Raw genomic sequence first — 22,288 nt, 5'->3', positions numbered from 1 at the left:
TTAATTAATGCTCCATGTGCAAAATTAGGGGTGAATAGCCTTCGTTGATTAGATAGGCGTAGAGACGCTCTAGGGTTTTCTGTAGGAGGTCTGGATCGGGGCGGTTGATTGCACCTGTGAGTTCGTGGTCACTTGTCCGATAGGTCAATCGGTAAGGCGATAGCCAGATGGTTGCTGTAAGATTGTTTGGTTGCATAGTCTCTAATTGGTTTGATGTGTCTGTGCAAAAACAAAAAAGAAGAGATTGATTACTAGCTGGAACTAGCGATCGATCTCTTCTTTTTTGGTGAGTTTTTCGATGAAGTTGGGATTGTGAACACAATGATGGATCATTTCCTCAACGATCTCGCTGAGGGTTAAAGACTTACGATGCTTCAGAGCAAGCTCCCGTAACTTGTCATCTGCGTCATTTGAAACAGTAAGGTTCAGCCGTGCTTTTTCTATCGTATACATATCTGTATGTTTTATATGGACAGATCTGATCTAAACACATAAGCATAAGTGTGTCAATACATACAGGTGTATTTGTGGTAAAACATATATATGTGTTTCTGTGTAAAGTCCATGGACAGCAATGCTAAAAGAAAATTTGCAGAATTAGTTAAGAATCTTCGGGGAACCCTTACTCAGAAGGAGTTCGCTCACATTCTTGGTGTTACCTATGGAGCAATACAAGCATGGGAAAACGAAGAAGTTAATAGTCCGAGTTCGGCAAATTTATCTAAAATTGCCAACTATGCTGGGTTATCTCTTGAAGATTTGATGTCAACTATTAACGGAGATTCGGATCAAAAGATTGATAATTCAGTTAACCCTCTATATGTCATGGGTCAACTTAAAACCATGAGTATCCAAGATCTAACTCAGCTTTATAGAGCTGTTAGTGATAGGTTAGTCGCGATCGCGGAGAGTGCAGGAAGGTAGATGAGTTTATTTCTAGGATTGGTATGTTTTGCGATCGCCGCAGGTACGATATTTTGGGCTTTTCAGGGTAGTTACCAACTAGAAAAACTTATTCAATATTTAGTTTGGGCGGCGATCATACTTTTGTTAGGGTGGATCGCTTTCCTTTTTGCAAACTTCTTGGTATTTTTCGGATTGACGATACCCCAAGGGCTTTTTGTGGTGGTGTCTTCGTCAATATTTTTGATTTTATTAGTGCTAGGAATCAAGTATGAGTTAGATAAAGTCAAGCCTAGTAGAAACAAGGTCTCAAGACGTGAAAACAAGAGAGAGAAAGAACAATACCTGCTATCCCTAATAAGAGATCAAGCCACTTGCGATCGCATTCTTGAAGGACTAAGGAGAAATTACCCGAACAGGTCTAGGCTATGGTTAATCGAAAAGGCTATAGAGGATGTTTTGAGAGATCGGCAATAACAAGAAAGGCGATCGCAGATTTTGCGATCGCCTTTCTTGTTATTGCCGCAATTGCGGAAGTTTTTGCAGGGAGTCGAACCCCAAAGACTGCTATCACCCTTTATCTGTCGAGCGAGTCTATCGCTTTTCATGGCAGCGCTTAAGCTGTAAATCACCACGATGTTTTTATATTAGCTCATGATAGATGCGATCGCAAAATCTGCGATCGCCTTTTATTTATCAAAGAATTCTTCATTGCCATTCTCTAGAAAAATATAAATAGCCCTATAAATATTATCCATGTTGACTCTGACTTCTTCTTTACCTGCCTGTATGCCTTCGTTATAGGCTTGTTTTAGATAAAACATAATCAAGTCTTTATCATTATTGGTATCTGATAAGTTGACATGACCTCTTTCAATCTTTTCAAAAATAGTAAGCATTTTAAAACTCCTTAAAAACTTAAAACTAACCTACCCAAACTATCAGCCACACAATTAAACGGAAAAGCATAACTAACGACTTGGATCGTGACCGCTTCGCGCTCCACATAATCACGAGTGATAATCGTATTGTATATCTCGTATTCTGCAAGCAATTCGGGAGTAACTGTAGCCGTAAGTATCACCCCTGATTCATTTGGCATAGGATTCTCAATTACCTCATAGATCGTAGTAAAAACAGACGTAGTACCGATTAAAACCTGCTCAATAGATTCAATGATTTCAGGCGGATAAACCTGCGTATATTCACTCTCTACAGTAAACAGACCGTTTACACTGTAAGCATTCTCGTTAAAATCAGCAATTATCTGAACAGAGTTTTTTCGTTCCCTATAGGGATACTTTCCATAATTCAAATAGTTATACTCTCTTTCCGCTTGATAGAGCCTACAAGTTTCTATAAATACTTGTCTCATGCCGTCGGTAATTGCGCTCATAAAGCAATACTCCAATCAGGACTAAGCGACAATTGCCCAGTCGAATAGTAATCAAGTCTCACAGGGCGGACAGTGGTTTTCTTGATACCTTTACGAGTTCCATACTTAACGATATCGCCTCTAAATTTAGGGTCAATATACTTCTCTAATTGATTGATTAATCGCTTAGCTTCAGCCTCAGTTGAGGCATACACCTGTAATTGAGAATTATCCTTACAGACATAGATAGCACTGGATTCACCCTTGCTATATTGCGATAAATTCGGCTTGCTATTCTTATTCCCTGTGTAATGTGGAATGTGCAAAGTCCAACAGCTATTAGTAAATTTACCATCCTTAAACTCACGGTAAACAATCGCCGCCTGTGGCTTTTGTCCAACCCTCACTTGCCAGTATTCTGGAACCGATAGCACACGATCATTCAAGCTACATTCTCTAGACCTAATATCAAGTAATTCCTTGAATGATGCCTCTGTTTTAGCCTTATCCTTTGGCAAAACTTGAATAGTAATCTCCTTAGTTTTCGCAGTTCCATTTTCAGGATTACACCCATCAAATATTTGAACCTTTAAATCAGTAAAGCACTTAGCCAAATTCTCGCAACTAAACTGGCAATCCTTCGGATCTCTAAATCTATCTTGTTGATTTTGTGTAGTATTTTTTGTGTCTTTTAGAGCATGTTCTTCATTGGCTTTCTTTATCTGGTTGACTTGATCGACAAGATTGCTACTACCAGCTTTGGCTAAAGGTGCTGAAGCCGCCGAAGGAGTACTATTAGGCGCTAGTTTTTTTAGCTTATCCGCCAAGCTTTCCTTATCATCATCCTTCTTTGGGGCTTTGCTATCAGGCGGCGCAATACTTGGCAATGGTGCTGAATTTGGAGCAACAGGAGCACTTTGCAACGGATTAGAAGTCGATGGATTAGCCAAATTCCTTAATTGATTAAGGATCTCTACGTTGTCATCACTTAAGCCATTGACGCTGTTTTTCAAGTCTTCAAGTTTCTTTAATGCGTCACCAATAGCGCTAGGGTCGAAATCGAAAGGAGGAGCTGTAGACCTCCCATCATTAATAACTAAAGGGACATAATTTATTTTGTCAGGATCTGGCAGCCCATCAACTCTCTCTACCCGATCTAAAGTGAAATCTCTATAGAAAGAAGAATTTGCAGAGAATGAAACCTGTCCATCTTTCCCATAAACGATTATTCCACTCGATTCGTTTATGTTCGTGAATGATTCAGCTCCACGTATCCCCCCCTGAATAGAGTTGAATGGGAAGGATGGAACTCTAGCCCCTGTCGCTATTACGGTATAGGAAATATAAAGCCTATACAGTGTATCGTTTTGCCCTCCAGAAAAAGGTAACGCCGATCTGCTTGGAGCGACATTTTCTTTACTAGGGAATACTAGATTAACTATTGGAGAGCCCAACACTGACAAAGCTAACCCAGCCGCCTTAGCATAAGGATTTGGCGCAAGTAACAAAGCTCCAGCGGCAGTGGTTACCGCGCTTTGTGCTAATGCATTTGCATTAGGATTTCGTACAGCATTAGCAAGCGATCCACCAACGCTTAGCGCAACACTTGCAACAGCAGCGGCATTTCCCGCTTTATTCAATACATTATTTACTTTGTCAGCAGCAGGAAAGGAGATAGGAGAGGTTAAGGCAGTATTTACCCTCTGCCCTAGAGAAGCGCTTGGCGGTGTATTTATCGGGGGGATAGGGGTGCTAGGTGTGGGCGCTGTTGTTGGAGTGGGCGCAGTGCGTTTGTTTAGATCTTCAATCAGTCTTTGTGCTTGTGATGCAGTAGGCGCAGTATTTGGGATGTTTGGAGGCTGCCTTAGCAAACCATTGTCACTAGGAACGGTAGGAGGGCTGAACGGCACAGCTCCTTGGTTTAATTGCCTCTCTAGCTGTCTCAGTTGGTCCGCAGTTAATGAGTTTTGGGTTGCCATATTTTTATTAAATCAACTTTTAAATCAAATTCCTCTAAGATACCGACACTTCCCCCCCTGTCGCGCCTTTCCCCCAAAGCTCAAGCTCTAAAATACCGATTATTCGCGGCGTGACGGAATTCACCCTAAACAAGAAAGTATTTGATGGAGCCGTATTCTGAGTAATAGCCTTGTTCTCCTCAGCAGCACTGGTATTAGAAAAAGTGTATACACCTAAGTATTCAGCTGTATCTGTACTGCCAGCATAAATTTTAATGTCTCTCACAGAATAAGGATCATTGATTCCGAGCCCTACATTAGCTTGTCCATTGCACAGCCTGATTTGGCTTAATAGAATTGGTTCGGAAACCGTGACTAAAATATCGCCTGTGGTTGCGTCAGAGAGATATCCATTAGCAAGTGCCCCTAATGATTTCACTCCATTCCAAATACCAGAAATGAGAGCGCCGTATGCAGCTACAGGGGCTGTAGCTGTGTAGTTTTTCTTTGTCGCGGTTGACTCTTGAGTAATTGGGGTGAAATTATTTACGGTTCTGGTTTTGTCAAAAGCTGCCCATATATTGAATCCACAGAACCTCAAGCTAATAGAGCTATAAGGTTTGAGCATGATTCCATTGTTTGAGCCTGTGACAGTAAAAGTATTGCTATTCAAGATTCGCTGCAAAGCATTGCCATGTCGTGTGAGTAGCGAAAAATCACCAGTTGCTAGCTTAATTACATCAGCAATACTTGGCGAAGATGGAAGCGTAAAAACTAAATCTGATGCTGTAGATTGATAGCTTTTACCACTTTCAAGGGTTGTGCTTGTCGCACTAGGGATAAAGTTTTGAAAACTAGCGACTGAGCTTAATGCCGTGGCTAGTTCTGATTCAGTCACATAACTCGATAGATCTGGCAGTTGTGAAACCGAGACGTAGTTACTTAATGCCGTCTCTAGTTCTGATTCACTCACATAACTCGATAGATCTGGCAGTTGTGAAACCAAAGCATAGTCACTCAAAGCTGTCACTAGAGATTCTTGAGTAACGAAGCTGTCAAAGTCTGGTAATTCAGTTTTAAGAGCGTATGCAGTCAGGTCAACAGATTCCCCGTCGCCTGATTCTGTCGATACATACAACTTCAAGGTGTAATCATCAATCAGTCGATTTGATGGAATAAAAATGAATGTCTCGCACTCTGACAAATCTAGATTGATCGTTTGACGTTGAGACACAATTGGATAAGGTTTCGAGCGCTTTGCGCTAGCATCAATCTGATATAAGAACCCTAGCAAGATTGGATAAGCCAAGCTGTCAGAAAGCCCTGTAACGAGAGTTTCGATATAAGCTTTACGCAGACTGCTTAGAGTGTTTGCAATCTCAATATTGCCGTCAGAAAATTCGTGATCAGCATTCCAAATGTTTGTAAATAGAGTCATCGATTTTAGTGTTTATAGTTCAATTTTTACTGTTAGCTATTAAATCCATTGCTAGCCACAGCGGCCCCGATTTCTTCAGTAGCTAGCCATTCTTTCGTGTTACCATCCCGCCCAAAATCCTCGTCAACAGTAAGGTAAACCGAGTAAAGATTAGTCCGCTTGCCATTGCCAGCTTTAAAAGTATTCTTTTGCACTCTCATTACGGGAGCTGCATTCTTTACAGGGTAGAACTCTGAAGCTCCGTATAAATCCCACATAATTTCGAGACCCCATGCAATAGCCTTTTCAACCGTATCGACATTGTCAGGTAAGCGATGTTGGGCACTACTGGGCGACCCCGTTTTAACCATTGCTGTCATTGCAATTAACCCGAATTCTTAATAAATTTATGGGTTTGATTATGGTCATAAAAAAAATTTTCGTAAAGGCATAAAAGCTCATTTCGCCCCTACTGTCGAAATGTTTTCGCTATGTACCAAAATGCCAGTTAGTGAAAGCTTTTTGGGGTTTTATGAGTTTACGATTTTTTGATTTTAAGGCATTACTAAACCTCGTAAACGTTCCACATCCAACGCTTAAACGTATGTCCGTATATACCCCTACTGGTTCAGATTTAGACTCTACAACTTTAGCAGGTGCTTTTGTAGAAGTTGTTCGCAAGTTGAACGAAGCTGAAAAGACTCGCAATGCTGCTAACTCTAGCCAAGCTCCGAAAAATAATGTCGCGATGTCGGCGAATTTCGATACAAATTCTTACGATATTGCTGTCACACTTCCAATCTCTGAAAGTGCAAATACTTCAGGTGGAATTGTTTCCGTTCCAACCGATTATTTAGGCGGTTCTTACAGTGCTTTCGTTCCCGGCACTGGTACCGCGAAGTCTACAACATTGCAAGGTGCTACCTTGGAAATCGCTCAAAAGTTATCTGCTGCTGAACTTGCTGTTACGCCTGAGACCGATCGTCCTACGAATATTCAAGTTGATATCAGCTTGGAAACTCGTATCGCAACAATCACCGCACAAATTCCTTTTACCCCTTCTTTCGGCTCGGCTGGTGAAATCACCCTCACTGCACTCGATTACGTGTAGTTGGTTATGAGAGATAGAAATAGCTTTTTCTATCTCTCATAAATCTCTCTTGATTCAATCAAATCTCATTCTTAAAGGAATCCTAAATTATGGCAACGACCAAAAAGCCATCAACTAAAAAGACTGGTACTAAGGGAAAGAGCGCTGGAGGCGGTAAGAAGGTTTCGATTGTGTTCGCAAGCATTAAGCCCAAGAATGCAAAGTCCTCTATCGATCTGGTTGCAAAAGTCTCAGAAAGTACCATTACTGCTCTTGATATCAAACTCAAGAAAGCAGCCGCCTCGAAAGCTCCTAGCCTAGTTGATAACAAGTCTAAGACGGCTAAATACTTGCCTCGAAAGAACGGTACTAAAAGCGCCCGTCGGAAGCTTCGTTGCTCTGCCGATGGTGTTCAATTCTATTCCGTTATCGTTCCGTCTGGTTGCTCGTACAGTAAGGCTATTGAGGCTCTAACAAAAAACAGCAAGGCTAAGGTATTTATTACCCCAGCGGGTACAAAATACGAGACTGGCGATACTTCCAAGAAGTAGGAACTAATGAACAACCTTAAGCTGTTGCATAGGGCTAGCGTCAATTTCGGACTCAAACGTGAATACGCTATCCCTCTATTGCTTACACAGTCTAGGCTCGTTATAGATCTATCGGTTGCGAATATTTCAAGGCAAATCAGAGGCAACTCTAATTATTTTGGAAGTTTGCAACCGTTTCTATTTATCCCGACTTTAGGCTTTACGGCGGCGCGATCGCAATCCTTGAAATTCGATAAAAATCTAGTCGATATCGACATTTCAACCGCGACTAAATATAAGCTCGTAATCGTGCCATCAACCAAGCTGAAAGCCGTAACAGTTATCACGATTTACGAGAGTCTCTACGATCCATCTATCGAAGTTATCAGACTAGACAATTCAAATTTATTCTTAGGAAATTTGTAATTATGCCCCCGTTTGTAATCGAAGCTAGTTTAGCTATTGGCATTCTTATCAGTACGGTGAGAGTGACAAGCGCTATCAATGAGATAAAGCAAGCCCAAGAAGTGGGAAAAACTGAAGTGTTAGGGAAAATCGCGGTTATTCATACTGAACTTGCAGCTCTAAAGGAAGACAACAAAGACATTAAGTCTGAAATAAAACAAAATCGGAAGTTTAGGGTTTCCGATCATTTTGAAAGCTAGAGGTTTTTTGGTGTTAGGAAATTTTCTAACTTATAGCGCAATCTACAGTAGTTAGTCTGACCGATCGCCATTGCTGGTTTACAACTCTTGGAAGCACGAACGAGCTTAGGATTATTATCTTGGTCTGTGGCTATATCCCAGTGCCAAAGGTAGGAGAGTAATAATTTGACCTCATCCTCACTAAAAACCGTTAACGGGATAGTCGATCTGATTCCTTGTGTCCCAATTTGTTGCTTTTTTGTTAGCTGACCTTTCGCTCTAGGCATTTTGCACCCTCCATACAAACAAGTCCTACAATAAGATTGTATGTCTTATTGTAGGACTTGTTTGTAGTCTCACCGTCTATTTTTGATTACCGTTCAAAATACTAAAATCCTTTCACAGCAAGCATTTTGGGGAATCGTTGGATATTTACGTAAGCTAAACTATAAATCTTAAATTCGTAAGCTAGTTTTAGTTATTGATAGGGAGTTCTGATAGATATGATATGAGCAGTCCTGCATGAGTAATCCCGAATCAAGATAAAATTTGGCGACTGAAACTATTGCTAATTAAGTCTTTAAGCATTAGCGTAACTGTAGTTTCTATCGGGATGCTCATCCCATTGCTAATTAAAAACAAAACATGCAATAAACATGAAAAAATATCTTTCCTTTGCAGTTAGTTTGGTTTTATTTGCTGTAAGTGCTTGTACCCCATCTACAAACGAAACCGCAAGTTCATCCAAATCAGCAACTCCAAGCAATTCATCTGATCAAGCTAAAAATACAGATTCTAAACCTCAACCCTCAGCTACAAATGGTTGGCAAGATTACAGCTCTGAGTCTGGGAAATTCAGCGTGCAAATGCCAACTAAACCACAAGAACAGTCTCAAGAAAAGAAGACTGAAGTTGGTGCAGTCAAGATAAATATGGCAATATCTGAGTCCAATACTTCAGCCTATATGGTTAGCTATAATGACTACCCAGCAAAATTCACTGACTCTGAACTCCAAGAACGGATCAATCTAGGTGCGAAAGGTTTTATTACTGGTAGCATTCAAGGCAAAATCAATTCTTCCAAAGAGTCTAAACTTGGCGAATCGCCATGCCTAGATTTCGATGGTACTGGGAAAATTCAATCGATTGATGCAACTGCAAAAGGACGAATTTGTATTGCAGATAATATTCGTCTCTATCAGGTAGTTGTAGTATCTCCTTCAGACAAATTCTCGCAAGCCGATGCTGATCGCTTTATTGAATCTTTTAAAATCAAAAAATGATGAAGATAAATAATCCTAGAGTTGCTTAGTAACTCTAGGATTATTTATCTGGAGGCGTTTGACTGAGGCTTGATTGTCCAGGAACAAGCTTGTCGATGACTTTTTGAGTGGGGAGTGGAGAATTAAAGCTTCGCAATAATTCACTGGTTTTAGAAATTTCTTTCCACTCATTTAGGGTCAACCGACGCACAACAGGAGGTTTTGTGGAATTAGGAATCACAATTATTTCTTCACCAGTTAACAAAGTAATTTCCTTTGACTGATTGGCTAGCTTAACTACCACCGTTCCTTCCCATGAGAAAAACCTAATACCCTTATTGAGGTCTTTAGGGATTTCGACAAAAGCAGTCGTACCACGAATTGCAGCTGTGGCATAGGCTGTAGATATTTCAGTTGGAACTTTTAAACCTGGTTTTACCCAAGTGATCATCTTGCCCTCAGTAAGATTAAGTCGATTGTTGGGTTTAATCTGTACACTTGAGTTACCACCAATCCGAAATCCTATCCCATTATTAAATTCAATTTGAGTTTTCCCTTTTCCTTGTGTGCGGACGGTATCCGCTACATGTAAACCCATTCCAACTTTAGCATCGGTTTCTTTAGCATCTTTCTTTGATAATACTGACACAGGCTTTTCTTCAACCAATGATACTTTAGCGATCGCTTGTTCTTTAACTACTATGGGCTTAGGTGTAGCATCAGTTACTGGAGTTGTGGGCGCAGAATTTGGCTGAGATTCGCAACTAAATAGCGCGATCGCTATAGCAGGCATTAACAAAGAACGTTTCATGAGAACATCTCATCTAAAATTTAGAATAAATTCTAAATAGATGTTTGCATAGTCACAAAAACTAGGCAAGTGCTTTTATGCTTAATGTCAAAATCTTTACTTTGTAAGCACTTGATTGATTTTTAAATTCAAATCTCTATTTCGATTTTGCCTGAGCCATTGCAAAATGAGCAGTTTTCTTCGCGTTGAATTTCTCCAGAGCAATCACGAATTGATATATAGCCTTTGCCTTCGCAGGGGTGGCAAGATTTAGTTGTTTGAGTAGTAGATAAAATGCGATCGCCTTCTGTATTTATTTGCATGGTTATTTGCACAATTTTTGGCATATTTAGAAATTCAAGCTAAAAAGGCTCTCTGCAATATTGATATTGCTCTGGTACAGGTCGAATAATTATCTTTGCTCCAAATTTACTTGGGGCGCAAGGATTATGGTTTGGCTCACAGCTAGCAAACCAATACACATTATAAATCTCTAACCCTTCATTTCCATCTTTTATCCAAGCTTGCAATATTACGCCCCCAAGGTACTCATCAGAAAAATGCGATCGCAATATTGAGCAAGCTTCAGGATCATTGAGGGTTATAGATTGGTCATCCTCCTAATTATAAAGTCTCGCCCCATCACCATCTAGCCATAACAATCCCGAAAGCAAAAATACATCGTTGGTCTTTACCTTAAGCTTTTCACGATTAATAAAGTTGCTAACTGATAATACTATTGTCACGGCTTTTTACATTTGAGGTCGATTGTCATAATTAGAATTGCGACTATTCGATACATAAGCAACTATTAAATACAGAAGCCCCAATAACCCAGCACCAAAAATTAATCCTTGAGACAATGGCGAGTTAAAGGTATATAGCGGGTGATTTTCTAGCCTCTTGTGTAATCCAGCATGAACAATCAGAAATATCGCAAATACAATTCTTGACCATTCTCTAATCCTAGTGTTTTCATTAAATCCTAACCAGAAAATAATTGCGAAGAATGGAACATGGATAGCCACAAAAGAAGTTTCAGCAATATGCTCTGGCAGACTATTCAATATATAAAGTAAATGCCACTCTGATTGGGTTACAGCATCTAGCTCATGGGTAGAGAGTGTCGCTAATCCTAAATTAAAAAGTATATTTTTCATACATCATTTAGGAATTACTTGAATTAAATAGGGCTTGCTGAAAAAGTCTACAGAGCGAATTTAAAGTCAATACAGCCTTAAAAATAGTATTTTGGCGCATATTTCCCAAATTTACCCAGCGATTTTCCACGGAAGTGCAAGGATTTTAAGCCTCTAGACGCTATAGCCTTGCACTTGTTATGGCAAAAAAAGCTTAAAGTCATTATGTAGCAAGCTTTTGTACTTTTTCAGGAAGCCCTAAATAACTCATTCCCATGCTTGAAGTTCCTCTTCTGGCAATGGCTCAAAAAAAGCGTCACCAAGTTTTCCTATTAATAAACCAGGAATCCGAGGTTGCAAAGGTTCTTTTCCTAAGCCAAGTCGAAAGTAATGAATTAGGTCATAAATTTCAGCAAACTTGTCCTCTGGTAAGTCTTGCAGTTCTTGGACAATCTTCTGGATCAGCATAAATCAAACTCCTAATTCTATTTTAATCGCCTTTATTTTCAAGAGATAAAACTTCTCCGAGGAAAAGATACACTTCAAGGAAAAGAGCTTTAGCTTCATCAACAGAAACGTCAGAATGTACACCACTAGATACCCTGCCATACAAATTACTCAGGGTTTGTCGCAACTTTTGCTTGCGAGATTTACTATCAGTCTTTACATGAATATAAGCATTTATTCTGTTTTGATGTTTTGCTGCGTCTAATTTAAGAGTATTACCATCTATCTCAATTGCTTCTTCGCTAGGTGGACTAATTGAATCAGCGAAAGAGTCGATTATCCGTCTGCAAGTTGTTAATGCATGACTAACTGCTTCACTTTCACCATTGGAAAGTCGCTCAAAAATTGAAGGTATTTTCTCAAGAACATCATTACATTTACCAGTTAATAATGTATCAATTGATGATTTATAAGTTTCAAATATACTTTCAGAAAGTCCACTAAAAATCTTCTCATAATAAATACCAGAGACAAAGTTATGAATCAAACCTTTTACACGACTACTAATAGAGCTGAACTGTGAGACCTTATTAACTATTTTTTCTGCCTCATTTGCAATATTGTGTGTAACAATATAAGCCTTGTCACCGCCTACACTATCTAATTTTAAAGTTATAAGCTGAAGTTTCAAAGCCTCTATAGTAGATTCATGCTGAGCAAGTGGTCCCCAAAAACCCTTGTTACTATTTTTGTCTATCCATCGTCCTGTTTGAGTCATATACTTGAGGGATAAAGATTCCGTAGCGTTATATCCAGACATTTCATATCTGAGCCACTGTCTAATTTCATCTGAACCAGAAAGTCTTGCAAGACGAGTAGCCTTTAATAAAATTGCTTCAGAATTAATTCTACTCAACTCAATATCATCAAGAAGCTCCTTACAAAGCTCAATAATATGTGTTGACTTGTTTTCAGTTGTCATTAAATTACTCCAAGTCAACTAAACTCAATCGAGAAGTTTGTTCTTTTTTGCCTAGAGAAACTTCTAGCTTTTTCAAAAGCTCGACTGTAACCTCAGCAAAAGCTTTTGCTCCGCCTGAATTGGGATTAGCTAAGGAAGCTGGGATGAAATTGTCTACAGCTTTGGCAATGTTTACATCATTGGGAATCTTCGTTTTAAAAATCTTGGCACTGCTAAAATCCGCAGCTACTCGATCCATTACTTTTTGGTAATATCTGCTTAGAGTAAATCCTGCGGACATGCTAAACACAATCCCCAATAGTTGGATATTGATTGAGTTATCTTCTCGATAGACTTCACGCAATCTCTCAATCCGTCTTTCTAATAGCTGAATCCCTACTACAGACAAAGGCTCAGGTCTTGCTGGCATTAGGTAATAATCGCTTGCCACAATACTACTGCGAGTGATCAAGTTATACCCAGGGGCACAATCAAGAATAATGAAATCATAGGTTTTGAGCGCTGAAGCAAGAATACTTTTAATTAAGGTTTGCTCGAACTTGCTCCAAGTCTGCTGAAAGGTTTGTTTCTCATCGTATAGCAGTGATCGGTTATAGAGCATTTCGGAGACAAGAAACTCATCATATAGATCGATATCACCAACTAATAGATCTAAACCTTGCACTTTGCAAACATGAGGAATTACGAGATCTTTGATTTGATAGACTTTTTCTTCTGGATCATTAACTTGTACGCCATAACGTGCGATCGCCTGACTAACCAAATTTCGCAATGTGCGATTTTCTTTGCGGCATTTGGCAAACTCGGCTGGGGAAATCATGCTGAGGGTGGCACTAATTTGGGTATCTAAGTCTATAACTAAGACCTTTTTGCGATGGATTTTAGCCAAGCAGGTGGCAATATTTACTGTTAGGGTAGTTTTACCGACTCCACCCTTCATATTTACAGTTGCTATTACTTTTCCCATTATTTCAATACCCGCAAAATACAGTTTTAAGAAGATGAGTTTTAAGCCGATGATCCTAAATCATTTTTAGTGAGTTAACAATACACCATTGGACTGCTAAGTCATCGGTAAAAAATCACTACATCTAGCCTTATGCCAAGATTCTTCTCTAAGTTGCTGGCTAGTTTAAATTTGGGTTAACAACATGACCTCTAGTGGGGTCAGGAATAAATAAGCCAAGACGCAGCGATCGCAATAATACTTCCCAGACCTCGTGCATTTGTTCTTCGCCCTCTGTCCAGTAGTCAAACGTAAATAGGACTTGGACATTGCCGCCGATGCCAATCAGAATACGGGAAGTTGCTTCTCTCTTCTCCGTAGCATCGATATATCGCAAATCCGCCCAGACTAGTTTCATGCCATCTCGATTAGCACTAGTAATTTTGCTTTTGGCGAGAATTTCGCGATCGTCATCATCGAGGACTTGTTGTAGGGCTTTTTTGAGCGGGAAGGTATTCCAATCGTGGGGAGGCAAACGATTAAAGGACATTTCTAATGCGCCTGTATCGTCGGTTGGCTCAAAATCGTGAAAGCTTACGGACTTTTCCTTAAACTTAACGATCCAATCTTTAGGGAAGTCAAACCGCACCGCACCGCGATCGGCAACAAAGATCTTGTATCCTTCTTCCGACTCCCAGCCATGATCGCTGCGTAAAGTTAGGTCTTTTTTTCTCATGTTTTTAAATTGGGTGCTAGTACTACAAATTATTTTCTTAGTAGGTTGGGCAATGCCCAACCTACTGCGGTGATAAGGCTGGTAAAACAAAGGCGATCGCAATGCCACCTATAACTAGTATTTCAAAAATGAGTAGAGTTTTGCTGGAAGGATTCAGCTTAAAACCTTTGAACCAAGACTTGGGCATGTCTTCAGAGCGAACTTTCCAATTATAGATAGATATTAATAGTGGAAATCCACCTACCTTTGCGCTCATCAATAGATGCATTGCGATCGCAAGAATCATTAATACCCATGAAATCAGATGTCCGATATACCAAACATGATTTAACTCTTTGCTAGGTAACCATTCTTCCTTCATCATCCGACCTGTAATCACAGCAAAGGTAGCAGATAGAAGCATGATTGTATTTGTGAGCCGCTGTAGAGATACCCACCAAATCGGTTTATTAAACTCTTTAAGCTGAACGAGGGATTGGGGCTGAACTAATCGCCGTGAGCCAATATGAAAGCAATATAAAGCGAACAGTGGTAAGAGAACCAAAAATGTTAAAGCGATCGTGCCATGAATACCCTGAGTATTGGGAACTATTGGCAAATTAAGAGTGCCAAACCTCTTGTCAAAACGGTCATAGACCATAAAGCCTGTAATCAATGCAGCAAAGACAAGTAAAGCGATCGCACCATGCAATAACCTTAGTAAAACAGGCTGATATGGAGTAGTTTGCGACATAATCTTTTTATTATGATTGTGAATGAATATCAGATAAAATAAAAATGAGTAAAAGCCTAATAAGCAAAGTTATAGCAATCCGTGCTACTCACCTTATGTTCAATGTTACGATGTTTTTCACGGACAATCCTGTTGCCAGTGCACCAGCTATATCACAAGCACTTAAATGGTTAAGCTTTGGTATCCACGAATAGTATGTATGGTAGGTACATGGACACTAATCTGTCTTGCATTTATGACCGACTCATTTTTCAAAAAGATTCTTTAGGGAATAGAACAATGCTTAAATTCGCTATGTATTTCGCTATGTTTGTGGGTGCGATCGTAATCACTGCATGGGTATCTCGTGAGGCTAGCTACTTCTTTAATAATCTTTTCTATTACGTTCGATACCATTGGCTACCTTTTTTGGGAGGTGTCGCGTTAATTGCGATTATCTACAAAGTCCTTAGTAGTAAATCATGAGCCAACATGATAGATCTAGGAATAGATAGTTTAGAGCGAATTCTCATGGCTTGCGATCGCTACACATTAGCAGGTCAGCGCGATTACGCAATTTTGCGACTATTAATCGAGAATTCACTAAAACGGCAGCAGGTTACAGCTATTAGTATTTGCGATTTTGACTTTAAGTTGCGATCGCTTCTGATTCAACAACCCTATAAGCGTCAAGATCAGCAAAATCAGCCAGAAATTATTAGTCTCAGCTTGAACACAGTCACCGCATTACAAGACTGGCTGAATTTGATTCATATCAGCGATGAGAATGGGTTAGAGGATTCTCATTCACCATTATTTATATCGCTAGATCGCGCTAATTATGGACATAGGCTGACGGGAACAGCGATCTATGGGATTGTCAAACGCGCAGCAGTTAATGCAGGTGTTAATAATGCGATCGCCCCCGAACAGCTCCGATTTAGCCAAGAAAAATATGTATTAATTCAAGATTATAAGACGCAAAATAGGACTATGATTGAGACTCGCGAGTCTCAATCGAGAATCACCGATGTATCTGAATTAGAATGCAAGAATCAAAACGAGACTCAGCTAGAGATTTGCGAGTCTCAAATAAGAGTAGACGATCAATTAACAAATTCCAGCAATACTCCCTACGCACTTGCAGAAAGTAAACTCGATATATTAACGGCTTTACTTTCTGACAAACGGAGTCTCAATACTAGACGCGCCTACGAAAAAGACTTGCGATATTTTTTCCTTGCAGCCTATGGGCAGAAGCCCACTGAAGCTGTAATTGCTCAATTTTTGCAATTGAATAGATTTGAGGCGATCGCGATCGCTTTGCGATACAAATCAGACCTAATTGCTAAAGGCTTAAAGGAATCCACAATCAATCGGCGGTTATCAGCGCTTAAGTCCTTAGTAAACTTCGCGGCAAAATTAGGAAAATGCAATTGGAATCTTGATGATGTCCAAACTGAGACAGTCCAAACCTATCGTGATACTACGGGGATTAAGCCTGAAGGTATTCGCACCATGTTACTAAGCATCAAACGTGACACGATGAAAGGAAAACGTGATTTTGCGATTTTAAGACTACTTTGGGACAATGCTCTCCGCCGCAATGAAGTAGTTAGCGCTAATATCGGTGATTTTGATTATGAATCGCGATCGCTGCAAATTTTAGGTAAAGGACGTGGCTCTCAAAAGAGTCTCATTAGTCTTAACACTGGAACAGCTGGCGCAATACAAGACTGGCTATCTTGCTTTGGGACAAAAAGTTCAAATCAGCCATTATTTCACTCCCTAGACCTGGCTAATCGCGGACATAGACTGACTGGGACAGCTATTTACCAAATTGTTAAACAGATTGCGCAAGCAGCAGGAATCTCTAAACATATGTCCCCGCATCGCATTCGGCACTCTGCAATTACAGCTGCTCTAGATGCGACTAATGGCAATGTACGTAAAGTCCAGAAATTATCACGACACAAAAAGCTCGATACCCTCATGCTCTACGACGACAATCGCACCAATATGCAAGGTGAAGTATCGAGTTTATTAGGAGATTTAATATAAAAACAAAAGCGAGTGGTGGCGCAAAGCGCCGCCACTCGCTTTTGTTTTTTAGAGTGGTTAATAGCTAGCTATACCTTGCTATACCTTGAGGCTCTCATTCGCACGGCATAAATGGCGGCTATCGGAATCACATTGTATTAATGCTATCTGTATCAACTCCCAAAAACAAAGTAATATTACATACGGTCTTCGTCTAGAGATGTATAAATATGATGCGAATACTGGCCTTGGTTCCAGGTGGAACTGGCGATCAGTTACTATTTTTCCCGACACTGGATACGCTTAAACAAAGTTATCCCAATGCCGAGATTGATGTGGTAGTCGAACCACGGGCAATGGCAGCTTATCGCGTTTGCCAATCTGTGAACCGAGTCCTCAAGTTTGATTTCGGCGATCGCAACTCGTTGGCAGATTTTGGCAACTTACTCGGAACCATTCGCGATCGTGAATATGATGCAGCGATCGTTACACAGCCTATTTTTTCGATTAATATCTTGTTGTGGTTAAGCGGTATTCCCCAGCGAATATCCTTTGCAGGGCAGGGTGACTTTTTGCTGACTAATATTATTACTGCCGATCCCCAAGAATATGCAGCAGTCCAAAAACATAACTTGCTGATGGCGATCAATATCCAGAAGTTATGTCCACCAATTAAGGTTACGCTCGCCAAAAGTGATTTGGATTGGGCCACGAGCGAGCAGAAGCGTCTCGGCATTCAGCAAAGTGGTTTTATCCTGCTAAATTGTGGCGCTTATGCTAACTACCCTGCGGAGAGTTGGGCAACAATTGCGCTCAGTATTCAAGCGAAACTCCCCGATTTACCAATTGTGGCGATCGACAGCGTCAATAATGCTGATTTGCTGAAGCAATTAACAGCCAAAGTCACAAATCTCATAATTACTAGTCCAACGGATATCGGCAAGCTGACCGCATTTATTGCCTCAGCAAATCTATTTATTTGTGCTGAAGGTGACGCAATGCAATTGGGTGTTGCAGTTGGTACAGCAATAGTGGCGATTTTAGGCGCTAATACTCCTGCTGGATATTTGCTCCCGCTTACCGAAAAACGCATCAAATATGTACAAGCGATCGCAGGTCAATCGCTTAAAGAGATTGACCCGCAAATAGTCCTATCCAAAATCTGGGAAGGATAGATATTTTTGGAGTTTTCAGTATCTGCGAAAACTCCAAAATGGGTTTTAATACACACAAGGCTCGCTTTGCGAGCCTTGTGTGTATTAGCGCTATCAACATAGCTGCATGAAGATCAGTGTTTTAGAAGCGCAAAGCGCTGTAAATATCAGTTGATTTCTATAAATCAAGACCGAAAAAGTTTGCTCTAGTCATGACAATTCACGGTATATAGTGGTATATCTCAACTATGACAAATTGGTCAGCAAAGAGATGACCAAAATAGTGGCTCTAAAGGTAATGGGTTTAACAGCATGAAACCGTTAAAACTTAGCAGCAGATTTTCGGGGGCAATTGCCACCAATTTTGTCGCTAGTAGTATTTTTCTAACTTGCCTTGCCTTAACTAACAGCCTCAGTAATCCAGCGATCGCTCAGCCTGTAGGCTCTACACTAACCTGTCAACAACTGACTAATCGTCGTTACGTCGTCGTACTGGATCGTCCAGCCAATCAATTACCCCAGTTACCAGAATTTCTCGCGATTGCCGCCGTACCCTGTGGTTATCTGAATACTTCTATGACTTTTTTTGGTGGGTTTGATAATATCCAGTCTTCTACATTTCGAGCAAATCAATTACGCGCATTAGGACTAGATGCAGTTGTACATTCCTTCTCAACAAAAGTAAATGATATTCCTGCTAATTTACAAGCTGCTGTAGTTTTAGTGGAATTAAACCAAGAACCAAGTATGGCAATTCAACAGGTGCAAGCTCTATCTGGAAAGAGTGCAGTTTTAGCAACATTTAATAATCGTTCGGTGCTTTTAGTTGCACCACTATCAAGTCAACAGAGTGCCAGTGCGATCGCGACAAAGCTTCGAGGTCAAGGGCTAGCAGCTCAAGTAATTGGGGCATCTCTGATAGCTTCTCCATCAACAAGCTCTACAAGTTCTGTCCCCACAAATTCAGTCCCAACTTCTAAACCTACTTCTACTGCTAAGGTTTATCGGGTGCTAGTTCCCAATGTAAGCGCTAACACCCTCAAACAAATACGTGAACTTGCACCCGATGCTTTTGTGACTATTTTTAAAGGGAAATCCTATATTCAAGTGCGGACATATACTAACCGAAGTAATGCCCACCGTGAGCGAGATCGCTTAAATGCTCTATTTGCTGGCACAATTTTGCTTCAAGACTAAAGCTCAAGATTAAACCTATGGCATCTGGTTCTGGTTCTAAGTCTTTAATTAATTCTGATTTACCAGCCTACACAGTACGTGTAAGCGATCGCGCCAAATCTGTTCGCCTTTCTCTTTCTGTAGAAGCTGGTTTAGAAGTTGTTATCCCTGTTGATTACGATCGCCAGAAAGTTCCTGAGCTTGTCCAAACAAAGCGCGATTGGATTATTCGTAATCAGCTTAAACTCGATCAGCGTGAGGCTTTTTTTCAGTCACAGGCTCCCCATGAGTTACCTGATAGCATCAATCTGCGATCGCTAGGCGAAGAATGGCAGATCGAGTATCGTAACTCTCCTACGAAATCAAGAGCGATCGCGATCCAAGAAAATAAGTCTGAGCTAAAGCTAGTTGTAAATGGCAATATTGCTGATGTTGAAGCTTGCAAATTTTTCCTGAAGCAATGGCTAATGCAAAAGGCAGAAAAACATTTGTTTAGTTGGCTACGCAAAGTCAGTGTCCGAGCCAAGTTACCCTATCGCACTACAGCAGTAAGAAGTCAAAAGACTTTATGGGGTAGCTGTTCTGGCAACCGCAACATCAGCCTTAACTACAAATTACTATTCCTCGAAACCAATGTAGTTGAATATGTGTTGATTCATGAGCTTTGTCATACAGTACATATGAACCACTCAGACAAATTTTGGAAATTAGTCAGTAAGTTTGAACCAAATTACAAAACATTAGATAAATCTCTTAGTCAAGCATGGCAAATTATCCCAGCATGGCTTGACTTTTAAGTGAGCTTGGGTCGCTATGCTTCTCAACTTCGATCGCATCAAATCTCTTCAAAATATTTTTTAAAATTGCTGAATTTTTTGGCAAATTATCCCAGCATGGCTTGACTTTTAAGTGAGCTTGGGTCGCTATGCTTCTCAACTTCGATCGCATCAAATCTCTTCAAAATATTTTTTAAAATTGCTGAATTTTTAAGCCTCATCCTTTTGGATGATTTTGTATCAATTTTTACTAAGTAGTTTGTGATAGGAATATCTACTCGAAAGTATCACTACATAAGTAAATAAGGGATTTAGGACAAGCTTTAAATTGTTATTTAAACAGGGTTGATGTGAGCGAACTCACAATACATCAGTGAATCGAGTCTATGGATGCCTCTAAGTTAAGCTCTATACTGACATATTGAAATTGACAAGTGTGAGGTATGCATTTATGACTGAAACAAAACCAAATTTACTACCAATTATTGGTGGCGCGGCTGTAGTAGTTGCAGGAGGCGTAGGCGCTTATTTCTTTCTTAATAAGCCAGTTATTCCTCCGATAGGTAGTAGTACTGCGGGAACACTTGCAGTTGTGCCTAAAAAGTCCTTGGTAGCAATTTCTATATCAACCGACAGTACCTCTCTGTCCAAAATTGAGCAGTTCCTGTCCCCAGAAACTAAAAAGCTTTACGACAAAGCGATCACTGATGCTAAGAAAGGACTTGCTTCAAGTGACTTTGACTACGAAAAAGATGTAAAGCCTTGGATTGGCAAAAGTGTGACTATCGCCCTTTTACCTTCTGGAAAAACTGCCAACCTCTTACCTAGCAAATCACAATCAGCTATTCAAAATCGCTATGTCCCTATGAGCGATACAGGTTCGATTCAGTTTGTTCAGGACAAAGACGCTCCTAAAGTCAAGACAGAACCAAATGGACTGATCGTAATTGAGGTTAAAGACAAGGCTGGAGCTGAGAAGTTTTTAACTGACAAGGTGAAGGCTAAAGCAGGCGGCAAAGAAACTAAAACTGATTACAAAGGCGTACAAATTACGCAATATGGTGAAGGTGCTAAGGCTGGTAAAACTGCCATGATTGGCGACTACCTCGTCCTCAGTCCTCGTGAAGAGGATGTAAAAATGGCGATCGACACCTTTAAAGGTGAGGCTTCGTTAGCAAGTGCTGCAAGTGCTGACGATCTCAAGATCCAAAATCCTGTTGTCCAATTTTATATCCCTAACTTTGGTGGATCGATTGTTGAGCTTGCTGCATTAAACCCTGAAGCAGAGACAATTCCTCCACAGACTCTAGCTCAATTGAAACAGATTAAATCTGTCAATATGGGATTTGGCATTGATGATGCAGGCATTCGCTTTAAAGCAACTGGTAAGTTTGATCCTGCTGCTATTTCTGCCCTCAAGAACTCACCTAATAAGGTTATCAGTCAAATTCCTGCCCAAGCATTTATGTTAACCACTGGGTTTAATATCAAGAATTCATGGGAGCAATTTGTCAAGTCAGCCGATAATACACCTGAAGTCAAGAAGGGAATCGACGAAATCAGAACCCAACTGAAGACTTCTCCCTTGGCGATCGATCTTGATAAGGATATCTTTGGCTGGATGGACGGCGAATTTGCTTTCACTGCTGTATCTGGAAAAGCAGAAGGAATTTTGGCACAATCTCAGGGGCTTGCACCTCTATTAATGCTGCAAACCACAAACCGTGCTGCTGCTGAATCCTTGTTTAAGAAACTGGATGATTTTGCATCTAAGAATGGTGCAACGGTAGCCAAAAAAGATGTCGGTGGAGTATCAGTTACAGAATGGTCGGCGGCTGGAGCTGGTGCGATCGTTTCTCATGGCTGGAGCCAACAAGACGTATTCTTTATTACGGCATCTCCCATTGTTTCTCTATTCGTGCCGAAGCCTGCGACTGCGATCGATGCTGATCCGACCTTCAAGTCCGTAATTAGCACTCTACCTTCTAACAATGTCGGCTACTTCTATATTGATGCTGATCGCGCTTGGAGTATTTTCCAAACGTTCATTCCTCCAGCCGAGAAAGCAAAAACTCCTCCTGAGGCAAAAGCTTTGATTGAATCTATCCGTGGCTTAGCTGGAACTGCGGTTTATCCTAATGCAGACACTGCCGAAGTCGAAGTAATCTTGGCGCTAAAAAAAGGCGGTAAGTAAATAAAGCGATCGCGCTT

General features: G+C 40.4%; 30 protein-coding genes. 13 read left to right on the top strand and 17 right to left on the bottom strand.

Going from position 1 to position 22,288, the window contains the following annotated elements:
• Positions 1–4: 4 nt before the first annotated feature.
• Together PseudUWO311_RS00640 and PseudUWO311_RS00635 are read right to left on the bottom strand one after the other, a co-directional pair.
• Entirely contained in the window at positions 5–196 is a 192-nt protein-coding gene (locus tag PseudUWO311_RS00640) for a hypothetical protein (protein ID WP_142653168.1), read from the bottom strand.
• Positions 197–261: 65 nt separating this feature from the next.
• The gene (locus tag PseudUWO311_RS00635) at positions 262–453 is read right to left on the bottom strand and encodes a hypothetical protein (RefSeq protein WP_142653167.1); all 192 of its coding nucleotides are present in this window, start codon (positions 451–453) and stop codon (positions 262–264) included.
• A gap of 111 nt (positions 454–564) precedes the next feature.
• Between PseudUWO311_RS00635 and PseudUWO311_RS00630 the strand changes: the two genes are divergently transcribed.
• Together PseudUWO311_RS00630 and PseudUWO311_RS00625 are read left to right on the top strand one after the other, a co-directional pair.
• Positions 565–924, top strand: coding sequence for a helix-turn-helix domain-containing protein (locus tag PseudUWO311_RS00630; protein WP_190303346.1), 360 nt, complete (start codon positions 565–567; stop codon positions 922–924).
• On the top strand, positions 925–1,380 hold the full coding sequence (locus PseudUWO311_RS00625; protein ID WP_142653165.1) for a hypothetical protein: 456 nt from the start codon (positions 925–927) through the stop codon (positions 1,378–1,380). It begins immediately after the preceding gene.
• Positions 1,381–1,592: 212 nt separating this feature from the next.
• Here the strand turns inward: PseudUWO311_RS00625 and PseudUWO311_RS00615 are convergent, their stop codons facing one another.
• The 5 genes from PseudUWO311_RS00615 to PseudUWO311_RS00595 are packed head-to-tail and all read right to left on the bottom strand — an operon-like array spanning position 1,593 to position 6,033.
• The gene (locus PseudUWO311_RS00615; RefSeq protein WP_142653163.1) at positions 1,593–1,802 is read right to left on the bottom strand and encodes a hypothetical protein; all 210 of its coding nucleotides are present in this window, start codon (positions 1,800–1,802) and stop codon (positions 1,593–1,595) included.
• Positions 1,803–1,813: 11 nt separating this feature from the next.
• The gene (locus PseudUWO311_RS00610; protein WP_142653162.1) at positions 1,814–2,299 is read right to left on the bottom strand and encodes a hypothetical protein; all 486 of its coding nucleotides are present in this window, start codon (positions 2,297–2,299) and stop codon (positions 1,814–1,816) included.
• Positions 2,296–4,257 (bottom strand): hypothetical protein, encoded by a 1,962-nt coding sequence (locus tag PseudUWO311_RS00605; RefSeq protein ID WP_142653161.1) that lies wholly within the window; start codon positions 4,255–4,257, stop codon positions 2,296–2,298. Before PseudUWO311_RS00605 ends, PseudUWO311_RS00610 begins: the two co-directional genes overlap by 4 nt.
• Positions 4,258–4,291: 34 nt before the next feature.
• Positions 4,292–5,674 (bottom strand): hypothetical protein, encoded by a 1,383-nt coding sequence (locus PseudUWO311_RS00600; protein WP_142653160.1) that lies wholly within the window; start codon positions 5,672–5,674, stop codon positions 4,292–4,294.
• Positions 5,675–5,706: 32 nt separating this feature from the next.
• Positions 5,707–6,033, bottom strand: a complete 327-nt coding sequence (locus tag PseudUWO311_RS00595; RefSeq protein ID WP_142653159.1) for a hypothetical protein — start codon at positions 6,031–6,033, stop codon at positions 5,707–5,709.
• Between the two features lie 152 nt (positions 6,034–6,185).
• On the opposite strand from PseudUWO311_RS00595, the gene PseudUWO311_RS00590 reads away from it, so the two are divergent.
• The 4 genes from PseudUWO311_RS00590 (at position 6,186) to PseudUWO311_RS00575 (ending at position 7,938) form a co-directional block, all read left to right on the top strand.
• Positions 6,186–6,764: a hypothetical protein gene (locus PseudUWO311_RS00590; protein WP_142653158.1), complete on the top strand. Its 579-nt coding sequence runs from the start codon at positions 6,186–6,188 to the stop codon at positions 6,762–6,764.
• An 89-nt stretch (positions 6,765–6,853) separates the two neighbouring features.
• Complete coding sequence (locus PseudUWO311_RS00585; RefSeq protein ID WP_142653157.1) at positions 6,854–7,294, top strand: hypothetical protein; 441 nt, start codon at positions 6,854–6,856, stop codon at positions 7,292–7,294.
• Between the two features lie 6 nt (positions 7,295–7,300).
• Positions 7,301–7,699 (top strand): hypothetical protein, encoded by a 399-nt coding sequence (locus PseudUWO311_RS00580; protein ID WP_142653156.1) that lies wholly within the window; start codon positions 7,301–7,303, stop codon positions 7,697–7,699.
• Between the two features lie 2 nt (positions 7,700–7,701).
• The gene (locus PseudUWO311_RS00575) at positions 7,702–7,938 is read left to right on the top strand and encodes a hypothetical protein (protein WP_142653155.1); all 237 of its coding nucleotides are present in this window, start codon (positions 7,702–7,704) and stop codon (positions 7,936–7,938) included.
• On the opposite strand, the gene PseudUWO311_RS00570 is transcribed toward PseudUWO311_RS00575, so the two are convergent.
• Complete coding sequence (locus PseudUWO311_RS00570) at positions 7,935–8,204, bottom strand: hypothetical protein (RefSeq protein WP_142653154.1); 270 nt, start codon at positions 8,202–8,204, stop codon at positions 7,935–7,937. The genes PseudUWO311_RS00575 and PseudUWO311_RS00570 overlap by 4 nt on opposite strands.
• A 369-nt stretch (positions 8,205–8,573) precedes the next feature.
• On the opposite strand from PseudUWO311_RS00570, the gene PseudUWO311_RS00565 reads away from it, so the two are divergent.
• Positions 8,574–9,200, top strand: coding sequence for a hypothetical protein (locus PseudUWO311_RS00565; protein ID WP_142653153.1), 627 nt, complete (start codon positions 8,574–8,576; stop codon positions 9,198–9,200).
• Between the two features lie 40 nt (positions 9,201–9,240).
• On the opposite strand, the gene PseudUWO311_RS00560 is transcribed toward PseudUWO311_RS00565, so the two are convergent.
• From PseudUWO311_RS00560 to PseudUWO311_RS00525, 9 genes are all read right to left on the bottom strand, one after another.
• Positions 9,241–9,990, bottom strand: coding sequence for a FecR family protein (locus tag PseudUWO311_RS00560; protein ID WP_142653152.1), 750 nt, complete (start codon positions 9,988–9,990; stop codon positions 9,241–9,243).
• Positions 9,991–10,118: 128 nt separating this feature from the next.
• Positions 10,119–10,265, bottom strand: coding sequence for a molecular chaperone DnaJ (locus tag PseudUWO311_RS00555; protein ID WP_374937743.1), 147 nt, complete (start codon positions 10,263–10,265; stop codon positions 10,119–10,121).
• A 324-nt stretch (positions 10,266–10,589) separates the two neighbouring features.
• Positions 10,590–10,715 (bottom strand): hypothetical protein, encoded by a 126-nt coding sequence (locus tag PseudUWO311_RS24550; protein ID WP_263402879.1) that lies wholly within the window; start codon positions 10,713–10,715, stop codon positions 10,590–10,592.
• Between the two features lie 6 nt (positions 10,716–10,721).
• Positions 10,722–11,129 (bottom strand): DUF6713 family protein, encoded by a 408-nt coding sequence (locus tag PseudUWO311_RS00550; RefSeq protein ID WP_142653151.1) that lies wholly within the window; start codon positions 11,127–11,129, stop codon positions 10,722–10,724.
• Positions 11,130–11,375: 246 nt separating this feature from the next.
• Positions 11,376–11,576, bottom strand: coding sequence for a hypothetical protein (locus tag PseudUWO311_RS00545; RefSeq protein WP_142653150.1), 201 nt, complete (start codon positions 11,574–11,576; stop codon positions 11,376–11,378).
• A 22-nt stretch (positions 11,577–11,598) separates the two neighbouring features.
• Positions 11,599–12,537 carry a hypothetical protein gene (locus tag PseudUWO311_RS00540; RefSeq protein ID WP_142653149.1) on the bottom strand — a complete coding sequence of 313 codons (939 nt, stop codon included), beginning with the start codon at positions 12,535–12,537 and terminating at the stop codon, positions 11,599–11,601.
• Between the two features lie 4 nt (positions 12,538–12,541).
• Positions 12,542–13,504, bottom strand: coding sequence for a ParA family protein (locus PseudUWO311_RS00535; RefSeq protein ID WP_142653148.1), 963 nt, complete (start codon positions 13,502–13,504; stop codon positions 12,542–12,544).
• Positions 13,505–13,664: 160 nt separating this feature from the next.
• On the bottom strand, positions 13,665–14,219 hold the full coding sequence (locus tag PseudUWO311_RS00530; RefSeq protein ID WP_142653147.1) for a hypothetical protein: 555 nt from the start codon (positions 14,217–14,219) through the stop codon (positions 13,665–13,667).
• Between the two features lie 61 nt (positions 14,220–14,280).
• Positions 14,281–14,952, bottom strand: coding sequence for a cytochrome b/b6 domain-containing protein (locus tag PseudUWO311_RS00525; RefSeq protein WP_142653146.1), 672 nt, complete (start codon positions 14,950–14,952; stop codon positions 14,281–14,283).
• Positions 14,953–15,231: 279 nt separating this feature from the next.
• Between PseudUWO311_RS00525 and PseudUWO311_RS00520 the strand changes: the two genes are divergently transcribed.
• The 6 genes from PseudUWO311_RS00520 (at position 15,232) to PseudUWO311_RS00495 (ending at position 22,271) form a co-directional block, all read left to right on the top strand.
• Positions 15,232–15,417 carry a hypothetical protein gene (locus PseudUWO311_RS00520; protein WP_142653145.1) on the top strand — a complete coding sequence of 62 codons (186 nt, stop codon included), beginning with the start codon at positions 15,232–15,234 and terminating at the stop codon, positions 15,415–15,417.
• 6 nt (positions 15,418–15,423) lie between these two features.
• Complete coding sequence (locus PseudUWO311_RS24545; RefSeq protein WP_142653144.1) at positions 15,424–16,992, top strand: tyrosine-type recombinase/integrase; 1,569 nt, start codon at positions 15,424–15,426, stop codon at positions 16,990–16,992.
• Positions 16,993–17,201: 209 nt separating this feature from the next.
• Complete coding sequence (locus tag PseudUWO311_RS00510) at positions 17,202–18,146, top strand: glycosyltransferase family 9 protein (protein WP_142653143.1); 945 nt, start codon at positions 17,202–17,204, stop codon at positions 18,144–18,146.
• A gap of 291 nt (positions 18,147–18,437) precedes the next feature.
• Positions 18,438–19,322, top strand: coding sequence for a hypothetical protein (locus PseudUWO311_RS00505; protein WP_142653142.1), 885 nt, complete (start codon positions 18,438–18,440; stop codon positions 19,320–19,322).
• Between the two features lie 17 nt (positions 19,323–19,339).
• Entirely contained in the window at positions 19,340–20,098 is a 759-nt protein-coding gene (locus PseudUWO311_RS00500) for a M48 family metallopeptidase (protein ID WP_142653141.1), read from the top strand.
• A 430-nt stretch (positions 20,099–20,528) separates the two neighbouring features.
• Positions 20,529–22,271, top strand: a complete 1,743-nt coding sequence (locus PseudUWO311_RS00495; RefSeq protein ID WP_142653140.1) for a DUF3352 domain-containing protein — start codon at positions 20,529–20,531, stop codon at positions 22,269–22,271.
• The last annotated feature ends 17 nt before the right edge of the window (positions 22,272–22,288 follow it).

Origin of the sequence: Pseudanabaena sp. UWO311 (genome assembly GCF_006937785.1) — a bacterium.
Lineage (GTDB): Bacteria > Cyanobacteriota > Cyanobacteriia > Pseudanabaenales > Pseudanabaenaceae > Pseudanabaena.
The sequence above is the reverse complement of the archived record's forward strand: the minus strand, read 5'-3'. Positions and strand labels throughout refer to the sequence as shown.